General features: G+C 32.2%; 12 protein-coding genes. All 12 read right to left on the reverse strand.

Translation table 11 applies throughout. From position 1 onward, the window contains the following. Positions 1 to 10 precede the first annotated feature (10 nt). Positions 11 to 1,786: a contractile injection system tape measure protein gene (locus ACQYZ7_RS00765; RefSeq protein WP_430727913.1), complete on the reverse strand. Its 1,776-nt coding sequence runs from the start codon at positions 1,784 to 1,786 to the stop codon at positions 11 to 13. After that, positions 1,786 to 6,891 carry a PKD domain-containing protein gene (locus ACQYZ7_RS00770; protein WP_430727914.1) on the reverse strand — a complete coding sequence of 1,702 codons (5,106 nt, stop codon included), beginning with the start codon at positions 6,889 to 6,891 and terminating at the stop codon, positions 1,786 to 1,788. Before ACQYZ7_RS00770 ends, ACQYZ7_RS00765 begins: the two co-directional genes overlap by 1 nt. A 45-nt stretch (positions 6,892 to 6,936) precedes the next feature. Further along, the gene (locus tag ACQYZ7_RS00775) at positions 6,937 to 9,669 is read right to left on the reverse strand and encodes a hypothetical protein (RefSeq protein ID WP_430727915.1); all 2,733 of its coding nucleotides are present in this window, start codon (positions 9,667 to 9,669) and stop codon (positions 6,937 to 6,939) included. Beyond that, positions 9,657 to 12,833, reverse strand: a complete 3,177-nt coding sequence (locus ACQYZ7_RS00780; RefSeq protein ID WP_430727916.1) for a baseplate J/gp47 family protein — start codon at positions 12,831 to 12,833, stop codon at positions 9,657 to 9,659. Before ACQYZ7_RS00780 ends, ACQYZ7_RS00775 begins: the two co-directional genes overlap by 13 nt. A gap of 8 nt (positions 12,834 to 12,841) precedes the next feature. After that, positions 12,842 to 13,255, reverse strand: coding sequence for a GPW/gp25 family protein (locus ACQYZ7_RS00785; RefSeq protein ID WP_430727917.1), 414 nt, complete (start codon positions 13,253 to 13,255; stop codon positions 12,842 to 12,844). A gap of 2 nt (positions 13,256 to 13,257) precedes the next feature. Continuing rightward, the gene (locus tag ACQYZ7_RS00790; protein ID WP_430727918.1) at positions 13,258 to 13,548 is read right to left on the reverse strand and encodes a PAAR domain-containing protein; all 291 of its coding nucleotides are present in this window, start codon (positions 13,546 to 13,548) and stop codon (positions 13,258 to 13,260) included. Positions 13,549 to 13,663: 115 nt separating this feature from the next. Next, positions 13,664 to 15,409: a type VI secretion system tip protein VgrG gene (gene vgrG / locus ACQYZ7_RS00795; protein ID WP_430727919.1), complete on the reverse strand. Its 1,746-nt coding sequence runs from the start codon at positions 15,407 to 15,409 to the stop codon at positions 13,664 to 13,666. Next, positions 15,410 to 16,096, reverse strand: coding sequence for a CIS tube protein (locus ACQYZ7_RS00800; RefSeq protein WP_430727920.1), 687 nt, complete (start codon positions 16,094 to 16,096; stop codon positions 15,410 to 15,412). Further along, a complete protein-coding gene (locus ACQYZ7_RS00805) occupies positions 16,096 to 16,257 on the reverse strand; it encodes a DUF5908 family protein (protein ID WP_430727921.1) in 162 nt (53 codons plus the stop codon). Before ACQYZ7_RS00805 ends, ACQYZ7_RS00800 begins: the two co-directional genes overlap by 1 nt. 1 nt (position 16,258) lies before the next feature. After that, entirely contained in the window at positions 16,259 to 16,696 is a 438-nt protein-coding gene (locus tag ACQYZ7_RS00810) for a phage tail protein (RefSeq protein ID WP_430727922.1), read from the reverse strand. After that, positions 16,696 to 17,142, reverse strand: a complete 447-nt coding sequence (locus ACQYZ7_RS00815; protein WP_115901846.1) for a phage tail protein — start codon at positions 17,140 to 17,142, stop codon at positions 16,696 to 16,698. The genes ACQYZ7_RS00810 and ACQYZ7_RS00815 overlap by 1 nt, the downstream gene beginning before the upstream one ends. A 44-nt stretch (positions 17,143 to 17,186) precedes the next feature. Beyond that, a complete protein-coding gene (locus ACQYZ7_RS00820; protein ID WP_430727923.1) occupies positions 17,187 to 19,151 on the reverse strand; it encodes a phage tail sheath family protein in 1,965 nt (654 codons plus the stop codon). Between the last annotated feature and the right edge of the window lie 8 nt (positions 19,152 to 19,159).

Here is a 19,159-nt window from a genome sequence, read left to right on the forward strand (position 1 = left end):
TAGTTATATTCTACCAATTCGTAAAGATTAATTCCTTTTTCCATGGAAGTTTACACATACTTATATTCCAAGAAAGTTTGGTATCTAATAAGATATCTTGTGTTTTTCTTTCAACTATTAGAGTAGGATTGTCTTTTGTTAAATCTAGTTTTCCTTCTCTTTGTATATATTCATTACGAAGAAGATTAGAAGAAGAATTTTTTAAAATCTCCCAATTTTTAAGTACTGCTTTTAATAATTCCTCTGATTTCTCTTTTAATTCATCAGCAAGTACAATGTTTCTCTCAATAGGACTCTGTATTGGTAAGTTGCATAAGAATTTTTCAAAAATTAAATTGTTTTCAAATTGCTGCTCTTTCTTAGTGGCTACATAATGTAATAAGTGAACAGCCTCATTGGGTTTAATTATTTTATTCTCTTTATCTAAAAAACCACATGAATTGAAAAACTGTTTTAAAAAAGGATATAATAAAATTAATCCTGCATTCTTTACAATATGAGATTTAGACTCACTTACAACTTCTTGTTCACTTGAAAATGTATTTTTTAATGCTTCTTGATGTCTTCTTTTATATTCGGCTCTTTTTTGATCTTTGAGCTCTTTTTCCGTTTTTAAGTTTACGCTTTTATCTTCATGGGTGTTCTTACTTTTCTGTTGCATTTTTGTGTTAAATTCTTCTTTTACTTCTTCCTTTATTTCTTTTGATGACGTCTTCTTCTTTAAGACTTCTTTTTTGTTTTGATTATCTATTTTTTCAGGAGTTTTTTGTGAGTTAGAGTTACTTGATTCATTTTTTGAAAGATTTAAATCTTTTGCTTTGTTTTGACTTTTTTTAACTCCTATTTTATCTAGTTTATCAATACTTACATTTGATTTTTTTTCTTCTTTTTTACTTACAAATTCTGTATTGACAACCTCAATGCTACTCCCTTCTTTCTTCTTTTTAAACTCCTTTTGTTCTTTACTATTAAACTGACTTCTAAATATTCTTTCTTGAGAAGTTAGCTCTTGTAAAAATTGAGTTAGATTTTTTGAAGAATTAAAAGCCTTTGTTCTTTTGCATATCTCTATTTCTTCTTGAACTTCATTTACTATTCTTGAAAAATCATTGTTAATTGTTGCTTTGATAAAAAACTCCCACACTTTATTCCTTGTGACGTAACTCTTGAAATCAAATTTTTTAATAGTTGATAGAAAAGCCTCATATCCCATTGGTTTATTAAAAATTCCTAGGAATAATATTTGTAACTCTTCATTCTTAAATTGTTGAATTAATCTATTCTGTTGAACTTGATCTCTTAATGATTTAAAAAAACGTTCTTCAAAAAATTGACTTTCTGTTATTTCAAACAACATCTTTTTTGTAAAATTTTTCTCTTCCTTTTGATTCCACCAAGCTGTTGTTCCGCGTTGCAAAAAGTGAAAAAAAGTATCTAGTTTAGACTCTGAAGCAGTAACCTTTTTTATAACTATATCGTGTAATTCTGGGGTTTTTAAAATTACTTTTAACTTTGTTATAAGTTGTTCTTTTATTTCTCTCTTTGTACTGTTATCATTTATAGACTTATTGTTAGTTGATATATCTACTTCAATATTCAAGTTTTCTATTTGCTGAATGTATGTTTCATACTCGATTTCTTGAGAGTTGAAGTATTTTTCTATTTCAGGAAATACCTCTTCCTGTAAAAAGCTCTCTATAGAGTTTTTATACTCTTCAGCTATCTTTTTACTTTTCATATTTACCTCAACAAATACTTTTTGAATGGTATGTTCTTTAGCAACCATTATACAGTTTGTATTAAGTTTTCTTTTATAAACTTAGAAATGTATTCGGCTTGAATTTCTACTGAACATTTTCTTAGAAACTCTAATAAAGCTTCTTCTTTTTTTATTTGTCCTTCCGTAAACCCTGTATTAATTTCAATTAATAAATCTTGAATGTCTTGTTTGATTTCATCAGACTCTAAAACTGTTTGTTTTTGACAATGAAGAATATTAAAGAATAATCTTACCTGTGCTTTATAATATTTTACAAGTAAAGTTCTGTTATCAGTATCATGTAAAGAAAGCATCCACGTATTATTTAATAAACCTAAAAACAATTCAGTTAATTGATTGTTGTTTTCTCCTGTTAAATAAGAGTTACTTTCATCGTCTATTATTTTTGCATATACATCATTTGTAGGAACTATTACAGTCATGTTAACATTAGTACCACTTCCCCCATCATTTATACTAAACTTGTTTAACTTATAATAGTTGTCAACTTCTGTTTTTGTTATTTCCTCACAGGTTTCATCTTGTATTTTTCCTATTTCTATAACTTCTGTTGATGTGTTCTCTCCACACTTACTTGCTACCGTTAAAGAGACTTTTACTAAATCTCCATCAAAATTGCTCAGGTCTTCTGTTATTGTTGTTCTATTTATTTGAGGTTCTCTTTCAACTCCATTAATTACCCAAACATACTTGTCTCCTTTTTCTGAAGTATTTGTTAATGATAATATTCGAGTTTCTGGATTAAAACTATGAGTAAAGCTTGCTTGTGGTGTTGCTGTTAAATTAATAGTCTGCGTAACAAAAGTTCCTACAAGACTTATACTTACAGTACCTGAATCTGTTAATCCTGAATTGGCAGGTACAAACCCCCATAATTTTGTTTCTTCATTAAACTTTACATTTCCACCTGTGAGTTGTACTCCTTCAAATTGAGGTCTAACAGTAACTGGGTAAGGTTCTTTATCGCTTAAACAGAATGTCGTTGGTACGTTTATTGTAAAATCTGGAAAAGATATAATCTTCGTAAAGTCAGCACTAGAAGAACATCCATTACCGTCAGTAATCATTAACTTTACTGTATATGAGTTTTCTACACCTTCTTTTACTAATAACTGAGGATTAAACAACTCTATCTCCGACTCAATGCTATTTACACTCCAATTGAACTTTAATCCTTCCGGTTTTACTCCTTCTGGAAGTATTGCTTCGAAAGCTGCTTCGTAAAATAACTGTCCGTCTTTCCATATAAATCTTGATTCGCTTCGTTCTGAAATACTTATTTGCTTAACTTCATGAATGATTATTCTCGCATTGGTTGTTTGTCCGTCTTCTAAAAACTCAATTATTTGACCATAATTTTCAAAAACTGCTACATCAACAACTAGTTCATTGTTTTCAATCGTAACTCCCTCTATAGCACCACCTGCAATAGTAATCATTCCGTTAATGTTTGTAAACGGAATTCTTGCTACTTCTTCTTTACCTAAATCAAGACAATATGATGGTTGAATAGCTAACTCTGATGGTGTTAGTGTATCAAAAACTATTGGTTTTATAGCAATCGTTTTCTTACATGGACCTAATGAAATTTCTAACCCTGGTTGTATTTCATTTTTTATATCATCAATTAGTAGTGTATAGTTTTCAAAAACTTTATTGTTTATGGGTGTACGTTCTACTTTGGTCCCATCTCCCTTAAAATCCCAAAAATATTTGATATTGTTAAAGAAATCGGCTCCGACAAAATCAGCATCTTTCCAATATAATACATAAGTTACCCTAGCTTTAGACTTATCTTCATTATATTCAATAGGTTGTTCTACTTCAACCAGTAATTCCAATGCTGGGTACACAATAAGCTCACAATCTGTAGGTTCATCATTAACCATAAACTTGATTGATTTACCTAATAGACTTTTGTCAATTTTAATAACATCAATTTTCCATTTTTCGTCTTCTGGATCTAAATAAACCCCAGACTCCACTCCTTCAGGTACATTTGCTTTTACTTCTCCATCTATAGGTCTAACTGTAAAAATTAAAGGATCCATTTCAATATCTTTTTTCAAACAAATAGTACTCACTGGCAAGCTTAAAAATGGTGGCTCTTTTGGTATAATAAAGTTCACTGGTGCACAGTCTGAACAACACATATATGGCAGCGAAAAATCGGCTACTACCGTATTTTTTAATGTTTCATTTTCACTAATTACTTCATTTTCGTCAAAATACAATCGTTTATTAGTTTCTAAAACAACTGGATTGTATACCTGAAAAAAATATTCTCCTTTAGGCACTAAACGGTCTTGAATGGTAATACGCATTCCTACAGAACCATCTTTGTACATCACTGTTTCTTCTGCGTTCAATACTTTAGACATTCCTGCTCTAGACCAAGTTCTATTTAAAAAAGCCGAAAAATTACTTACTGTTTCTGCCAATGTTTTGCCTACTAAAACTACATCTTGATCAAAAAACAACCTGTCTTTTATATTGAAGTAACTTCCGTCTACAAATGAAAATTCTATTGTCGAGCTTTTATCCCATAGTTTTATTATTCCTCCATTTCTATTAATAATCTCATCTTTACTAAATACTAAATCTTTCGAGTTTATAAACTCACTTTTAACACCTAATTCTTTATCTGAAGTTATTGGTTGATTTTTAAACACAACATCGAATACCACATCTTCAAACGTATTTTTATCTGCTGCATTTTCTGTAACATACACCATAACAAAAGTTCCTCCTGGAATAACTCCTGCTTTATGTTCAAGACCAGGGTGTTGCTTTACAAACTCTGAAAGCTGAATCCTTTCTAAAATCTTTTTCTTTCTCTTATCTATTTCAGCAAGTAGTGTTTCTAACTTTTTTCCTGAACAACAAACAATTGATAATTGATTAATTAATAATCCTAAAATTTGTTTCGTTGATAGTTCTAAAGTGGTACTGTTGTACTTTGCTTGCAGGTTTTTTACTTTTTTACACAGCTCTGCTATTGTTAATTTGTAGCTTGTTAGCACAAGGCTATCTATATCTCTTATGTTTAATGGAATCTTTGTATCTAAAACATACGCGTGTACTAAAGTTTCAGTAAGGTCTGTTAATATAAAATCACTAAGCGTTGGTTCTTCTTTCCATACTTCTTTTTCTTTTAAAATTTCCGTTTCTTTATTAAGTTCAATAATAATATCACTAGAAGATCCTCCTTTGTTTTCATCAAACACCTTTTCTATTAAAAAACCTAAAGAGTCTTCTTCTTTTGTTAAACTCTCTTTAACTATGTTCTCTTCTTCAAAATACTTGATATACTCTTGATTTATAACATTATACTTATTCGTTACATCTTCCTTAACACTTACCTCTTTAGAAAGTAAATCCATTCTACTGATGTACTCTTTTACTAATGGAATTTCTTCTTTTATAGGTTCTTTTTCTAAAACACTTATTTTGTCTTTATAGTTGACTACGTTATCTACTACTGTATTGACTTTTGGGTCGGTTAATTTGAATGCCGAAAATGTTTTACTCACTTCTGATAAAATGCAATTTTGCTCTGCTCTCCATGCACTCAACAACATTTTTAAGTCTTCAAACTCGCACTCATAGTTGTTTATATTAATCGTTTGTTCAGCTGCATTAATTGAAAGTGTTTTGACATCAAAACTCAATCCGTTATCTTCCTTTAGCTTTAGAATTTTTGCTAAGGCTTCTCTATACATCTTCCCTTGATGTCCTTCAATTCTATAGAAATTATTTTTATCAATATTATATGATAATGGTTTTTGAATTGCTCCTGAGTTTGCTAAGTTTTCTTTATGGTAACTTAAATTTTGATTAGCTCTATAATTTTTTGTTTTATTAAAATCCCACCTATTTAATAGTTGTGAAGAAACATTGTAATAAAACGGAACTGCTTTTTCACTTAATGATGTATGTGCTTGCGATGGGGTTATTACCACATCTCCTGACTTTGCTTTTCCTATGTAATTGCTTGCAAGAGTAATGGCTCTGTCTATTAACAACTGTAACTTTTGAAGGTTTTCATTTTCATGACCTACAATAGTTGATTTATAAAATCGATGGCGTAATTCAGGGTATTCTGTTTCTTTCTTTAACTTTCCTAACATGATATGCTTCGGAAAAGCCCCTATATCTGGACAACAGTTTACATTAACATGAAGTAATAATTCTTTAATTTCATTGTATGTATCCACTAAATCTTTTATGACATCATATCTGTATTGAAAGTCTAACGGAACAGCTAACGAACTAAAGCTAAATAGCGCTTTTATTTTAGCAGCTATTGATGGTTTTTGAAATTTCGAGAATATGGCTTCATAACCTTCTATTAAATCTACACTAATACTTGCATCTTTAACCACAGTATCGAACTGAGCTTTTAATGCTGAAAATGTTTTTGTGTTATTTGTATTTAACACCACTCTTTTTGCTTCTACAACAGGTAATTCATTGTTTATTTTATACCAATTGTGTTTTAAAAAGATAGCATCCTTAGCTGCAATAGCTTCTAAATCTTCAATACTTACAAGTAATACGCGTAAATTATTAATCTGCTCAATACCTTGATTGTCACAGGTTAGTTTATTACACAATACATCTTCATTTGGATACTGTTCGAGGTACAACAAAACAGCCATTTTTTGTATCTCAGGAAACTCAACCAAACTTGTATACGACTCATCTTCTTCACTGTGTAACTCCCACAAATTATACTGCTTGTCTTGAGCATTTTTAAAACGCTCGTAATTACCATCGGTATCTTCAAACTTTTTGTAAAATGAAAACGTTTTTGATTGTAAATTTTCTTCTATTAAATCAAAAAACTGAACTAAATCTCCATCGGTAGTTACTGCTGTTCCTTGAGTAATTTCAATACTCGACACCGCAGTTTTATCTATAGTGAATTTTGGAGTTACCCCAAACCCACAGGCTATTCCAACACCACTTAAACCTAGCCTTGACAAACGGTTTTGATCATCAAAGTAGTCGATAAATGTATTGAGTTGTGTTTCTGTTAATACCTGATTAGCGTTGAACTTGCTATATTCGGTTGTAATTTCTTTTAGTTTCAAGTTAGTCGTTTCCATACGTATTATGTTTTGGCTGTGTTAATGAATAAACACGTACTATTTTTATGAGTTTTCTTCGTTCGTATTTTCCTTTTCTGATTGTATGTTTCCTATACTAGATTGGTTTAGTATAATTCTTCCATCTAATGCTTCGTCTTCTGCATTACAATCAGTTAATCTTCCTACAGGGTAAATCGTGTTTAATTGCTGCATAGCTTGTATTAGGTTTGGCAACTCGTTATTCTCTGTAGGTTGTTCTTGTTCTAGGTTTGTTTTTGCAAACAAGTATGTTTTGTATGCATTTTCGAACTGTAACAAATCGTTTTCTTCATCTGCGATAGTTCCTTTTCGTTCTCCTACCCAACAAATTCTAGGTAAAATGTGTGATGGAAGTTCTTGTCTAATCACGTCTTCCATATAGCGTCTAAAATCTGGATTTGAAAAACGATAAGTATATCCTGGTAAAACGATACTTACTCTGTAAGAATAAGGATCAATCGTTCCGCAGTCTTCACAGTCTTTTGCACAAATAGGCAAAAAATTTGTTGCTTCATTATTGGTAACATCTGGACGTAATAGCATATGTTCTACTAAAAACATTCCTTCTTCTGTAAAATCTTTTTTAAGAAAAGAAATTGTGTTTAACAATGCTTTTTTTAAATCATTGATATCAGTATAGTATTTGTATTGTTTTGCAATGATGTAATCGGTACTGCTCTCAGGTTTTTCTGGATTGATGACATCAAAAGAATACTTTACTGGAATAGAAGGTTTTGATGGTGTAGATTCATGAATTCTTATAAATCCTATTCGCATATCACTCGTAACACCTTCTTCAAAAGCTTTTTCGATGTCTTTTTCTTTGGTTTGTACGATTTGTAAAACTGCAAAGTATAATTCTTCAATAGCAAAGGCTTTTTTAGCATAGTTTTCAGTTGCTGACAACAATATATTTCCATCATTATCTTTCAGTCTCCATCTATACGTATTGCTACCTTCTGTTACTTCATATATTTCAACATTTGTTTCAGTTAAATGTCTTCTTTTATCATTGGCAATTCCCATTAAACGTGCTATCCGTTTTTGAAATCCAGATACATTATTCGTATCCCATAGATTTTCTTTGGTTTGTTTGTAATAGTTAAAAGCAAGTCCTCTTTCGCTACTAATTACTTTATAGTCTTTTAAAAAGGCTTCTTTGTTCGATAGTACAATTTCATCAGTTGCCGTTCCATACAACGCTTTCATAATAAACGTGTATTCTCCAAATCGTTCTGCAAAACGTGCTAATAAATGATCTAAAATGGAATTTCTACGTGCTACATTATTATCAAACTGATTGAATAAAAGCTTTGTTAATTCATCATCGTTTGACTGTGGATATTCACTTACGAGCTCATCAAAATCTTTAATATCTTTTACTGCCTGCGTAAAAAATGTACGTGTTTCTTGTCCATTAACAGACAATAATGTTCTTACTTCTGATAAGTGTTTGAAATAGGTTGCTAAAATTTGATCGAAAAATGTTAAATACGCCTTTAGTTGTTTTCCCTTTGCTTTTCTTTCATTAGTTACATGTATTCCTAATCCTTCTTGACCAATTCCATAGGTATCAGGAAAATCATTTTGAATCGTTGTGTATTCATGAGAACTTATTACGGTTCCCTTGGGCAGTGTTATTTCTTTGCCTTCTGCTGATATTTTTTGTGCTTCTTCTTTGTCTTCTTTAATTTGCTTCAAATAGGTATCAACCCTGTCATAATTCAAATTCAGAGGAAGAAATCCTTTACTAAAATTGAAGGTGCTTTTTTCACATAAAACAGGTTTTTTATCTGGGTCAATACATACTACCCATTTATTTTCTTGAATAATATTTTCATCGCAAAATCCAACCGATATATCATTAATCAACTTAACTCCTTCAACATTCATGATAATTTTCATCACATCAGAAAGGCGTACTTCTTTTCTTAATTCTGCTTTTTTAAGTTCTTCTGTATCTATAAACCCGTTTGTTAATACCGGACCATCAAACACCTCATCGGTAGTATATCCTTTATCAAGCATTTGTTGCACTGAATAAAACTGTAATGACGGTGATAAGTAACTCTCTATCTGAAATAAAATATTAGCATACACCCACTCTTCATCAGCTTCTGGCACTACATCAATATTTGCACAAATGGCAATAGGCTGCGTATCTACTTCTTTTACTTCTATTAAATCTTCACATAAATTTCTGTTCTTATGATATGCTTTTTTAATATGTGGAAGCACTTGCTCTTTTGTATAGTCTTCCTCTAAATCTATCAATAAAGAATACAATCCTTTTAACTTAAAATCTTTTTGAAACTCTGGTAGAATCTCTTCAAACTTTTGATACCCTAATTTGTTATTCTTACAATCAACAAACACTTTCTTATCATAAATTCTTAGCCAACAGTTTTTTACACCTTCTAAATCAATAAATAGTTTTCTATAATCTAATTCATTGACTGGTTTCGTTGGAAAAATTTCTGATGCTTTATAAAACTGTGCTTGTAGTGATAAATTTGGATCTTTGGATGCTAATAAATCTTCTAGTGGCGTATTAATACGCATCCCTAAATCGGTAATAGCATAACACAACATTTCTAAAATGGTTACTCCAGGATCATGCGAATTGAAGTCAGTCCATAATTTACCTCCAAATGTTTCTAAATAAGAGATTCCTTCTTTTCTTAAAAAAGAAAAATCTAAATCGTCTTTGGTAGATATATTCTTAGGAATACTTATATGTTCGTTTATAGCTGACATGTTTGTTCTATGATTTTTTTGGTTCCTTTACAGGTGGTTAACACCGTACTTACATTATGCTTCTTTGCTGATACTAATATTGATTTTGGATCACTTGGTTCTATCTTATACACATTAGCATCCCCGTTCATCGTTACATTTTGTAAATAATCTACGTAGGGTAATTTTTCTAAGTAATCAATCAAAACACTTTTGTGTAACATGATACCAAAGGTTACTTCTTTGGTTTCATCAAAAGCCCAAGGAGATAAAAACTTTGTGATGTCTGTTTTTAATTGCTCGGTATAGAAATTTTCATCATATCCTTCATAAAAACTCACCTCCAACCCAACACTTACTTCTTCGTAATTAGGATTGATAACTTCTGCATTTACATGTAGTGTATTTAATGTATTGATATACTCTGTTACACTATTTAAAGTAGCTTTACTTACTCGTGGTTGATAAATATCAAACACGTTCTTATTAACAGTATCTGGCACAACTACTAAAGTAACATGACCTGCTGCTGTGAAACTTGTTTGTGAAGTATGATTTAAGCATTTTACTTTATAAATTTCTGGGAATTCTTGAAGAATTAAATGCTCGTAATCCCACAAGGTTATTGCTCTGTTTTTGTGACGCAAACGCTCGCTGATTCTTCTGTAAAAATTATCGTCTGATTCTTCTGGACTTCCTCCAAAAGAGCTGTAAGGTTGTGATACTGATTTAATTTGTGGTATACGTGTAACCATTTTTTTAATGGTTCCGCTAGGTAGTCCGTTTTTTAAATGACTTACCTCATTATTGTTGTTTACAAACGTAGTTTCTACTGCTTGGGCGTGAATACCAATGGCCTTGCATACTGCTTCAAATGATTTACTCATTTGTGCTTTTATCCAAGTATATCCTGATGGTAATAATGTATTATTTGAAGTAGCTTCTTTAGGTATTGAAAATTTAACTATTCCTGATTTTAAGAAGTTATCTGTGTTATTAGAAATGATATTGTTTTCTAACGTTTTCCACTTATTATTACATAATATCGACCAGTTTATCTTTTCATTTTCTCCGAAGCTTTCTACTAGTGGATTTTCACCTCCTTCTAATACTTGGATTAACAGTGAAAGGTTTTGTTGAGGTTCTAAGTTTTCTATTCCTAAAAATAAATGACCTCCTATACAGTATTTTGGTACTAGTGTGATTTGAATAATATCTTTATCAAAAACATCTACAATTCCTTTTTCTTCTTGTAAGTATTTCTTCTCTGCGTAATTTTCTTCATGCTGACCAAAAGGATGTTCATGAAAAAGCTGAATGCGATTTCCTTCCAAATCCATTTCTTCCAGAAGCATGGTTTCTTCTGCTGTATAATCTACAGAAATTGATTCTACTAATGGAGTGTAAGGCTCATTAGGAAAAATAATATCTTTATCATCTGCACTTACTGCTAATGCATACAATTTAGGATATAATTCATGTAAAAAAGATTGCTCTAAACTAAGTTGTAAGGCTTCTGCTTTTCCTATTTCATAAGCATTTGCAGTATTTTCTACTTCAAACTCTGACATATAGCTTACCTCATCAGTCTCTTCATCTATCTCTTTTATAAAGAGATTTTTTATTTCCCCTACAGTTTCATTGGCTTCTCCTGCGGCGTGTAATAATCGTTTTTCTACTTTAAAATGCGTTTCATTATTCACCAATAAGGCTCTTTCATCTATATCTTTTTTAAGTACCTCAATATATTTATTGATTGATGAATAGTTTGGTGATGTTACATATGCTTCATACCACTCTTTAAAATCATCTGGCGTATTTTTCCAACGAAGGTTTACCGTGAAATTTTTCCATTTTTTCGAGAACGCTTCATTATAATTTACACTAAAATTAGATCCTTCAATAGGACGTGTAGTAAAAGGGTGAAATGGTTTTTTAGTTCTTACTGCTCCATTATCATTTTCAACGGTTGCTGATTTTACTCCTTTGACATCTGTTTTTATAGTTACTCTTTCAAGTGTATTTCCAGCTAAAAACCTGTAAAAATCATATCCTACAGTAGTTGAAACATCAAATTCAAAACGCACTAACGGATGTGAGGTGTTATATTTTGTTAGTAAAAACTCTTCGTTATATCCTAATAATCCACCTGAATCAAGCCCTAATGTAAATTTGAAACTTATTTGATTCGTAGTAACTAACGCTCCATCATTTACATTGTTAATAGCAACCAGTGTTGGTTCAATCCACCTTTCTTTTCCACTTCCAAAAATTTGAACAGTTTGAAGTAGTTCGCTTACATCAAAAGAGTTTTCTTCAAAGTTGTTTTTAAAATTAATGGTTATCGTTACTGTTCTATCTCCTTCTTGTAACAATAACATTGGTGAGGCGATTGAAAAACCTACTACTGCATCTGGCAATTCAGCAGCATTTTTCCCACTTGCAGGATATCCGAAAGGATACCAATACGGCGCATCTTCTGGAAGTGGTTCTTCAAAACCATCTTTTGTGTTAGCTACTGCACTTGCTTTTATCTTTTTTAAACTTTCTGAATTGTTATTGTAAATGGTTTTTATAGCTCCTATTGAGGCTTTGTTTGCTATTAGTTCTTCTGTTGTTTCGTAAACCAACGGATTTCCTAAGCTATCTTTTTTCGCATCTAATAAAGTACCTTCTTCAATTCGTTCGTCAGTGATCTTTTTTGCTAATTCAAAAATTATATGTGCTTGATCTGAAACAGGTTCTCGCTTTTGAACTTGTAATATTTCTTTATAATAGAAATCTAAATGACGTTTGGTTAAATTATTAAATCGTTCTTTTGAAAACTCTAATAACTCTAAGAAGCAAACAAACAAGGTTAAATGTGGACTCAACTTTCCTTCCTCCGTATATCCATTAAGAGTTGAGCTAATATTTTCTTTTAATTTTTGATATTCTCTGGTTCCCCTAAAAGGAATATTTGCTGTAGTTAATTTTTTAAAAAAATCTTGCCAATCTCCAGATGCTACTTTATGATTTTCTGTAGGAAAGTAATTTAATTTTTCTGCAAAATTATAGGCAAACAAAATCCAATCTTCTATAGTAAAATCGTGAAGTTCGAAATTGTCAGGATCTAATGCGTCAATATAACGCAGCTCTTGCCCTGTTCCGTTTCGTTGTAATATGCTAGAAATGATTTTACTCATGGTGTGTCTTAATTTATATCGGTTCCTTCTCCTTTATAGAAAGGGAAAACAACATTCGTTCTACTATTGGTAGCTCTAACTCTGTATTCAATTTTTATTATTAACATTCCTTCTAAAGGATCTGTTTCTGAAACATCAATATGAATCACATCAATTCTTGGTTCGTGATATAAAATTGCTGTTTCAATTAAATCTTTGGCATAGGTTATCAGCGTTCTATCTAACTTTTCAAAAAGAAGTTCTTGTAAGTTGCAACCGTAATTAGGTAGCATTACACGTTCTCCTAATCTGGTTGTTAACAATATTTCCAAGCTACTTTTAATGTCTTCTTCTTCAGAAATCATAACCACTTCACTTAGGTCTTTTGAAAACTCTGGTGGAAAATCCCAACCTATTCCTAAAAATGCTTTTTTATTTTCCATTGTTACCCTATTAAAACTGTTGCTTCTCCTAGTACAATAGTTCCTCCATGTGAGGTACTATCTCCCATTCTTGCTGCTGGCATTCCGCCGATTAAAACTGTTCCTGAACCAGCTACTATACTATCTGGTGGTCCTGTACAAGTTGCCATATCACCCACTCTCGCTGCGGGTAAACCTCCAATTAATACCGTAGGTTCTCCTGCGGGTAAAATTGGCCCTCCAACGTGAGGTACAACTCCTGTAACCATCGGGCATACATGCATATCTGTTATTCTTGCTGCTGGATTTCCCATTTTTTTGTTTTTTTGATTGTCATTAAGAATAGCATAAAGTAACCTCCTTTTAAAAGATTCCTTCGTCGTACCTTCTCGGAATGACGTTTTCTTTTTGTCTCCTGTCTCCTAAATATTAATTTATTTGAACTAATGAACCTTTTAAAACAGCTATAGCACTTGTTGAAACTTCCGCTCCAGCACTACCTTCTGCTTTAAATTCTGCATTGGCTGCTATACTCACATTTGTTCCTTCAATATTTACATCTCCTGATGCTTTCAATGAAATATCTCCGGCACTTTCCATTGATATTCCATCGCTGTTTATAGTTATTACATTAGAATTATCATCTTCAATCGTTATGGCTCCTTCATCTTCATCAAGTGAAATAATTTTTCCTGCGGGCGTTTCAATGGTGATTATTTTTTTATCATCATCAAACAACACTTTCATCTCACTTCTTGTAATGATTCCTTTTTCGTGATTATCATCAGTTGCAGTAATTGGTGAAGGCTTTGCACTACTGTGCAGCATGCCTAAAACAATTGCATCGTTAGGATCTTCGTTGATAAATCCTACAATAACTTCGTCTCCTATTTCTGGACGAAAGAAAATACCTCTGCTATCTCCTGCGTCTGGTGAAGCTACTCTACACCAAATACCTTCTTCTTCATTATTTACAATTGGAATTTGTACTAGAATCCTGTCTTCTCCATCAGGGTCTTCTTCTAATTGAGAAACTTTCCCTACTTGTAGGCCTTGAATGGCTGGTAATAATCCTGATGCTGGTTTTGCTGATATTTCAAAAGTTTCTGAAAACCATTCTGTTGATAATCCAAACTGTGCATTGACCACCCAATTTCCTTCTGAAATTACATGCTGAACTCCTGTTACATATATATTTCCGTTGAATCGGTCTCCTACACCTTCTAGTTTTAAAATGGTGTTTGGCTTTACCGACGGAATTCCTTGAAATTTTACACGTCCTCTTACTTTTGCTAATTGTTGAAATAACCATTTAGCATCTGCCCAATCTTGCAATTCGGTATCGGTAACAACACCTCCGTGTCGTAACTCCATACTTTCTAAACCTATCGTTTTGTTTAAATCTGAAACAGATAAGTTTCCGTTTAAACTTACATTTGGGTCTTTTCCTTCAATTTCTACCACTTCTTGGTCGGCATGATTCCAACTATAAGCTGCTACTTTTTTTACTTGATGACGTGCGTCTATTTCTGCATCAAAATCTAGTAACGAACTTCCAAAGGTTACGGTTTCAATTTCTGACTGACTCACATTGGGTTTGGCTATGGTAATGGTTCCATCATCAACAAAACACAATTTCCCGTTTGCTTGAGCCCTTGAAACCACAAAATCCCAATCTGACGCATTGTATTGTACTAATTCTGCGTGATTATAATTGGTAGCTTCTACATCTTTAGATAAGCTATAATTCCCTATAATTTCTTCAAAAATGTCGCTATCGGTACTTTCATAGAAATACTTACTTTTTCTACCTACCGTCATTTTTACTGCTTCATCTTTACACTCAACTATTAACTGTGCTGAGTTTGCTCTAATTCTTAGGTTATGCTTAATAACAATTCCTTTGAAAATAGTTTCTTCATCTGAATGGTATCCTGCCGTAATTTCAATTTCTTTTCCAGGAATTAATAACTCTTCGTTACTTAACTTAAAATCTCTTTGAGAAGCATCTCCATCTAGTAAAACAATTTGAGCTGTAGGTATTTTGTTTACTTCTTTTGCTACAGTAATATTTTTTACCTCATATTGTTTTGAGAGTTCTTCTCCTTCAATTAAGATTTTAAAAGTGACTAAATCAGCACTTTTTGAAGTTTGTATGGTTCCTGTATTATTCATTTAGGCAAATTTTTGTAAGGGTGGAAAAAAGATTTCTTGTCCTGGTTGTAGTTTTCTAAACTGCATTATTTTATTAACACGAGCTACTTCTAAATAATACTTTGAATCTCCATAAATACGATAACACATTAACGGTAAGGTGTCTCCTGATTTTACTTTACGATAGTGTGTTAAGTCTGGTGATTGGTTGTTTTCTCTTGCTACTCGTAAATCATCATCAACAGTTCCTTTTATCTTTAATTTTGCATTGGCACGTAAAGGGGTTCCATCTGGTGCAAACAATCTATATTCTATAGAGAGATCAACTAGCGAGCCTTTAAAAAGTAACGCTCCCCATTTTATCATTAAATAATAAGGTTTGTGCTCTTCTCCGCTATAATCGAATACGATTTTTTTAAATGCCTCTATTTTATCAATAATCCCATCTTTTAAATCTGGATTACCATCTATAACTCCACTACTGTCAAATAATAAATCTAAGTCTAGTTCTTGCGGAGCGATTCTCGTAAAACTTGGTTGTGTTGCACTCGTACCTTGCCCTTGCTCTTCTTCATACTCAGGTTTATAGGCAATCATATACTTCTCTGGATTTACCAATGTTGTAAATTCTCCATCGCCAACTGCTTCGGAAAAAGCAATATCTTTATACGCTTTTATAACTAGTTTTTTTAACTCTCCTTGACTCATTATCGTTCTTTTTGTCTTTCCAAAATATCCATTACTTCTTCAACACATGCTGCAACAATAGCTGCTGTATTTCCGTTTTTTGCTCCACTTGTTTTCCCTTGTGATGCTGATTTTTCATCTACATTTATCTTGATATGTAACTCTTTGATAGTAATAGGCATCTTATACTATTTTAAAATAATTATAGGTTAATTCAAGTGTTTCAATAACTAGTTTGCTTTCTTCAGCATTAAAGTCACCTACATTCCATTTTACAGGGTACGCATGTTTTACATTCCAAGTTTGTATGGTTTGCTCATCTTCCCCCAATAACATTACATTGATATTTACAGGTTGTATTTCGAAGTTTCCTAGAGCGTCTTTACACCACTTAATCACTTCCGAATCGACAAGCATTCCTCTTTTTAATACTAAATTTGGATATTTAGAACGTACAGGTATTGTATGCTTGAACCTATTTTCTCCTCCTTCGGTTATTTCTTCAGTTTCAAGGTCTACTGAAAGACCTGAAACTGATTGAAATGAATTGTCTCCTTGTGAAGTTGAAATATCTTCAAACTCTACTTTAAAACTAAAACCTACTGGCGGATGATAGTTCATTACGATGACATTTTTAATTTCTCAATAGCCCACTCAGCAGTTTCGATAGCTATTTCATTACCATCAGCTTTTAAATCTGTAGGCTGTACTTTAGTGATGTATGCATTCTGAGCTTCCCATACTACTGCTGGGTCTCCATTTTCATCTAATAATTTAATGGTTAAATCTCCTCTAAACTGCTCTCCTCCTTCTTGGAAATAAACAGTTTTAGCCCATTGCTTATAAAATTGCTTGCTTTCATCTACAAAGGTTCCTCGCTTCATAGTAATATTACTATACTCGAACAACCCAGGTTGTTTTGATTTGTGGTATTCTTTATCTGCTCCTCCACGATATTCTATTACTTTATTATCGAAACTTAACCCTGATACTTCTGTACAATTAAATTTCGTGTCTCCAAAGGTTACCTCAAAGGAAAACTTTGGCATTGGATATGACTCTGCCATGATTCTTTATTTTTTTATTTATAATTTTTGGTTAGTTAATCTACTTATGCTTCTTGCATTTTGTGAGAGAATTTAAGGATGATAAATTCAGCTGGACGTACTACTGCCATACCAATTTCTATTATCATATTTCCTTCTAAAACATCTTGAGCTGTCATAGTTTCTCCTAAACCAACGCTTACATAAAATGCTTTTTCTGGTGTAGGCCCTGCAAGTGCCCCTGCTCTCCACTGTTGTGTTAAGAAATTATCAATCATTGCTTTTACACGTACCCAAGTATTTTTATCATTAGGTTCGAAAACAAATTGTTCAGAGGCCTTTTTAATTGATTCTTCTGCCATGTTGAAGAAACGTCTCACAGATATATATCTCCACTCGTTATCATTTCCTGCAAGGGTTCTAGCTCCCCATACAAGATTTCCTTTTCCTACAAAAGATCGAATAGCATTTATTGATTTCCCTGCTTTGGTATCTACATTTAAGTCTTTTTGTGCATCATGCGATATATTAACAGATGGAGCATACACATAATTTAACCCAACATTCGCCGGTGCTTTCCATACTCCTCTATCTGAGTCTACTTTAGCATAAATTCCTGCCATTGTTGCACTTGGAGCTAGTTTAACAGGTAACAAACCTATTTCTGATTTTATTTTGTTATACAACGCGTTGTTATCAACTTTTAAATCAGCTAATGAAGGTAATGTTGTTACACCTCCTAAAAGATCTATTGCTTCTTTTAAGGCAAATAAGTCGTCTGTAGTAGTTTGATCTTCCAAACTTGTATAAATCCCGTTATTAGTCATATCTACTTCATCAATAATACCTAATAATCCAAAAACATTTGTCGCATTAGAAGTTAAACTACCTGTTAATTTAGCTTTGGTATCGTCTTGTTGAAGTTTAAATACTTTACCGTGTAAGTCGGCTAGAGTAGCTTCTAAATTAGCATCCATCCAAGTTGTCATATTTGTACTTGGCGGTGTTAAAGAAGCTTCTCCTGAATCTTCTGCTGCAGAAATCAATTCATTTATTGATGAAGTAACATCCTCTAAATAGCCAATAATATTCTTAACATTGGAAATAGCATTATTTTTAAATGACAGTGCTTCTGCATTATCAGCTGCTCCATCGATAGCATTTTTTGTATCAACCAATACAGTTAATAAATCACCTAATTCTGTTAAATCTATTCCATCGATTACATTATCTGCTTGTACTGACAAGCTTTCTTCTAACCCCTGAATATCAATACTATCCTCATCATAAGAAAAATCTAAAATTGTATTTAAATACGGAAAATATGCTGCTCCATATTTTAAATAGTCTTTTCCTAAAGATAGTTTACTCCTAAGGGCTTCTACTGGATCTACATCTCCTCCTCCGTCATCATATTCTTTATCTGAATACGTGTCAATAATTGTAAAACGATCTTGTAATTTATTACACTGAGTAAGCGCTAATGAATATAAACTATAAAAATCTGCATCTGATGTTAATGAAATTGCATCAGAAAACACAAGCAGGGTTACTTCGTCTATATATTCTATTGCTTCTAAACCTTCTTTTAACCCTTTAAATCCATTATTTCCTACCTCTTCAAGAAGTACGGGATTTGTATTATTATTGGTTCTTGCTGAAGTATAAGTTCCTACTGAAGTTACATAACATGGTCCCCCTCCATTTGCGAAGTACATTTGCATATTATAGTACATTTTAAAAGGAGATGGATTGCTTGGTTGTGTTACTAAAACTTCTTCGTTTGCTTGATTGGCATTTGTTACATTAATTCCAATCGTTGTTTCTTTTTCAGAAAAGCCAAAATATGTTTCATATTCCAACATTGAAGTAATTCTCTTAGGTTCTAACAATAAATCATTATCCTCTTTCTTTTTAGCTTTCTCGGTATAACCAATAAAAGCTGGAATTGCTGTTTCTACTTGAGCTACCGAAGGCGGAAACTTTACAATTTCCTCTACGTAGACTCCTGGTGTTTTGTACGCTGACATAATTACTT

Origin of the sequence: Tenacibaculum sp. SDUM215027 (assembly GCF_050566205.1) — a bacterium.
Classification (GTDB): domain Bacteria; phylum Bacteroidota; class Bacteroidia; order Flavobacteriales; family Flavobacteriaceae; genus Polaribacter.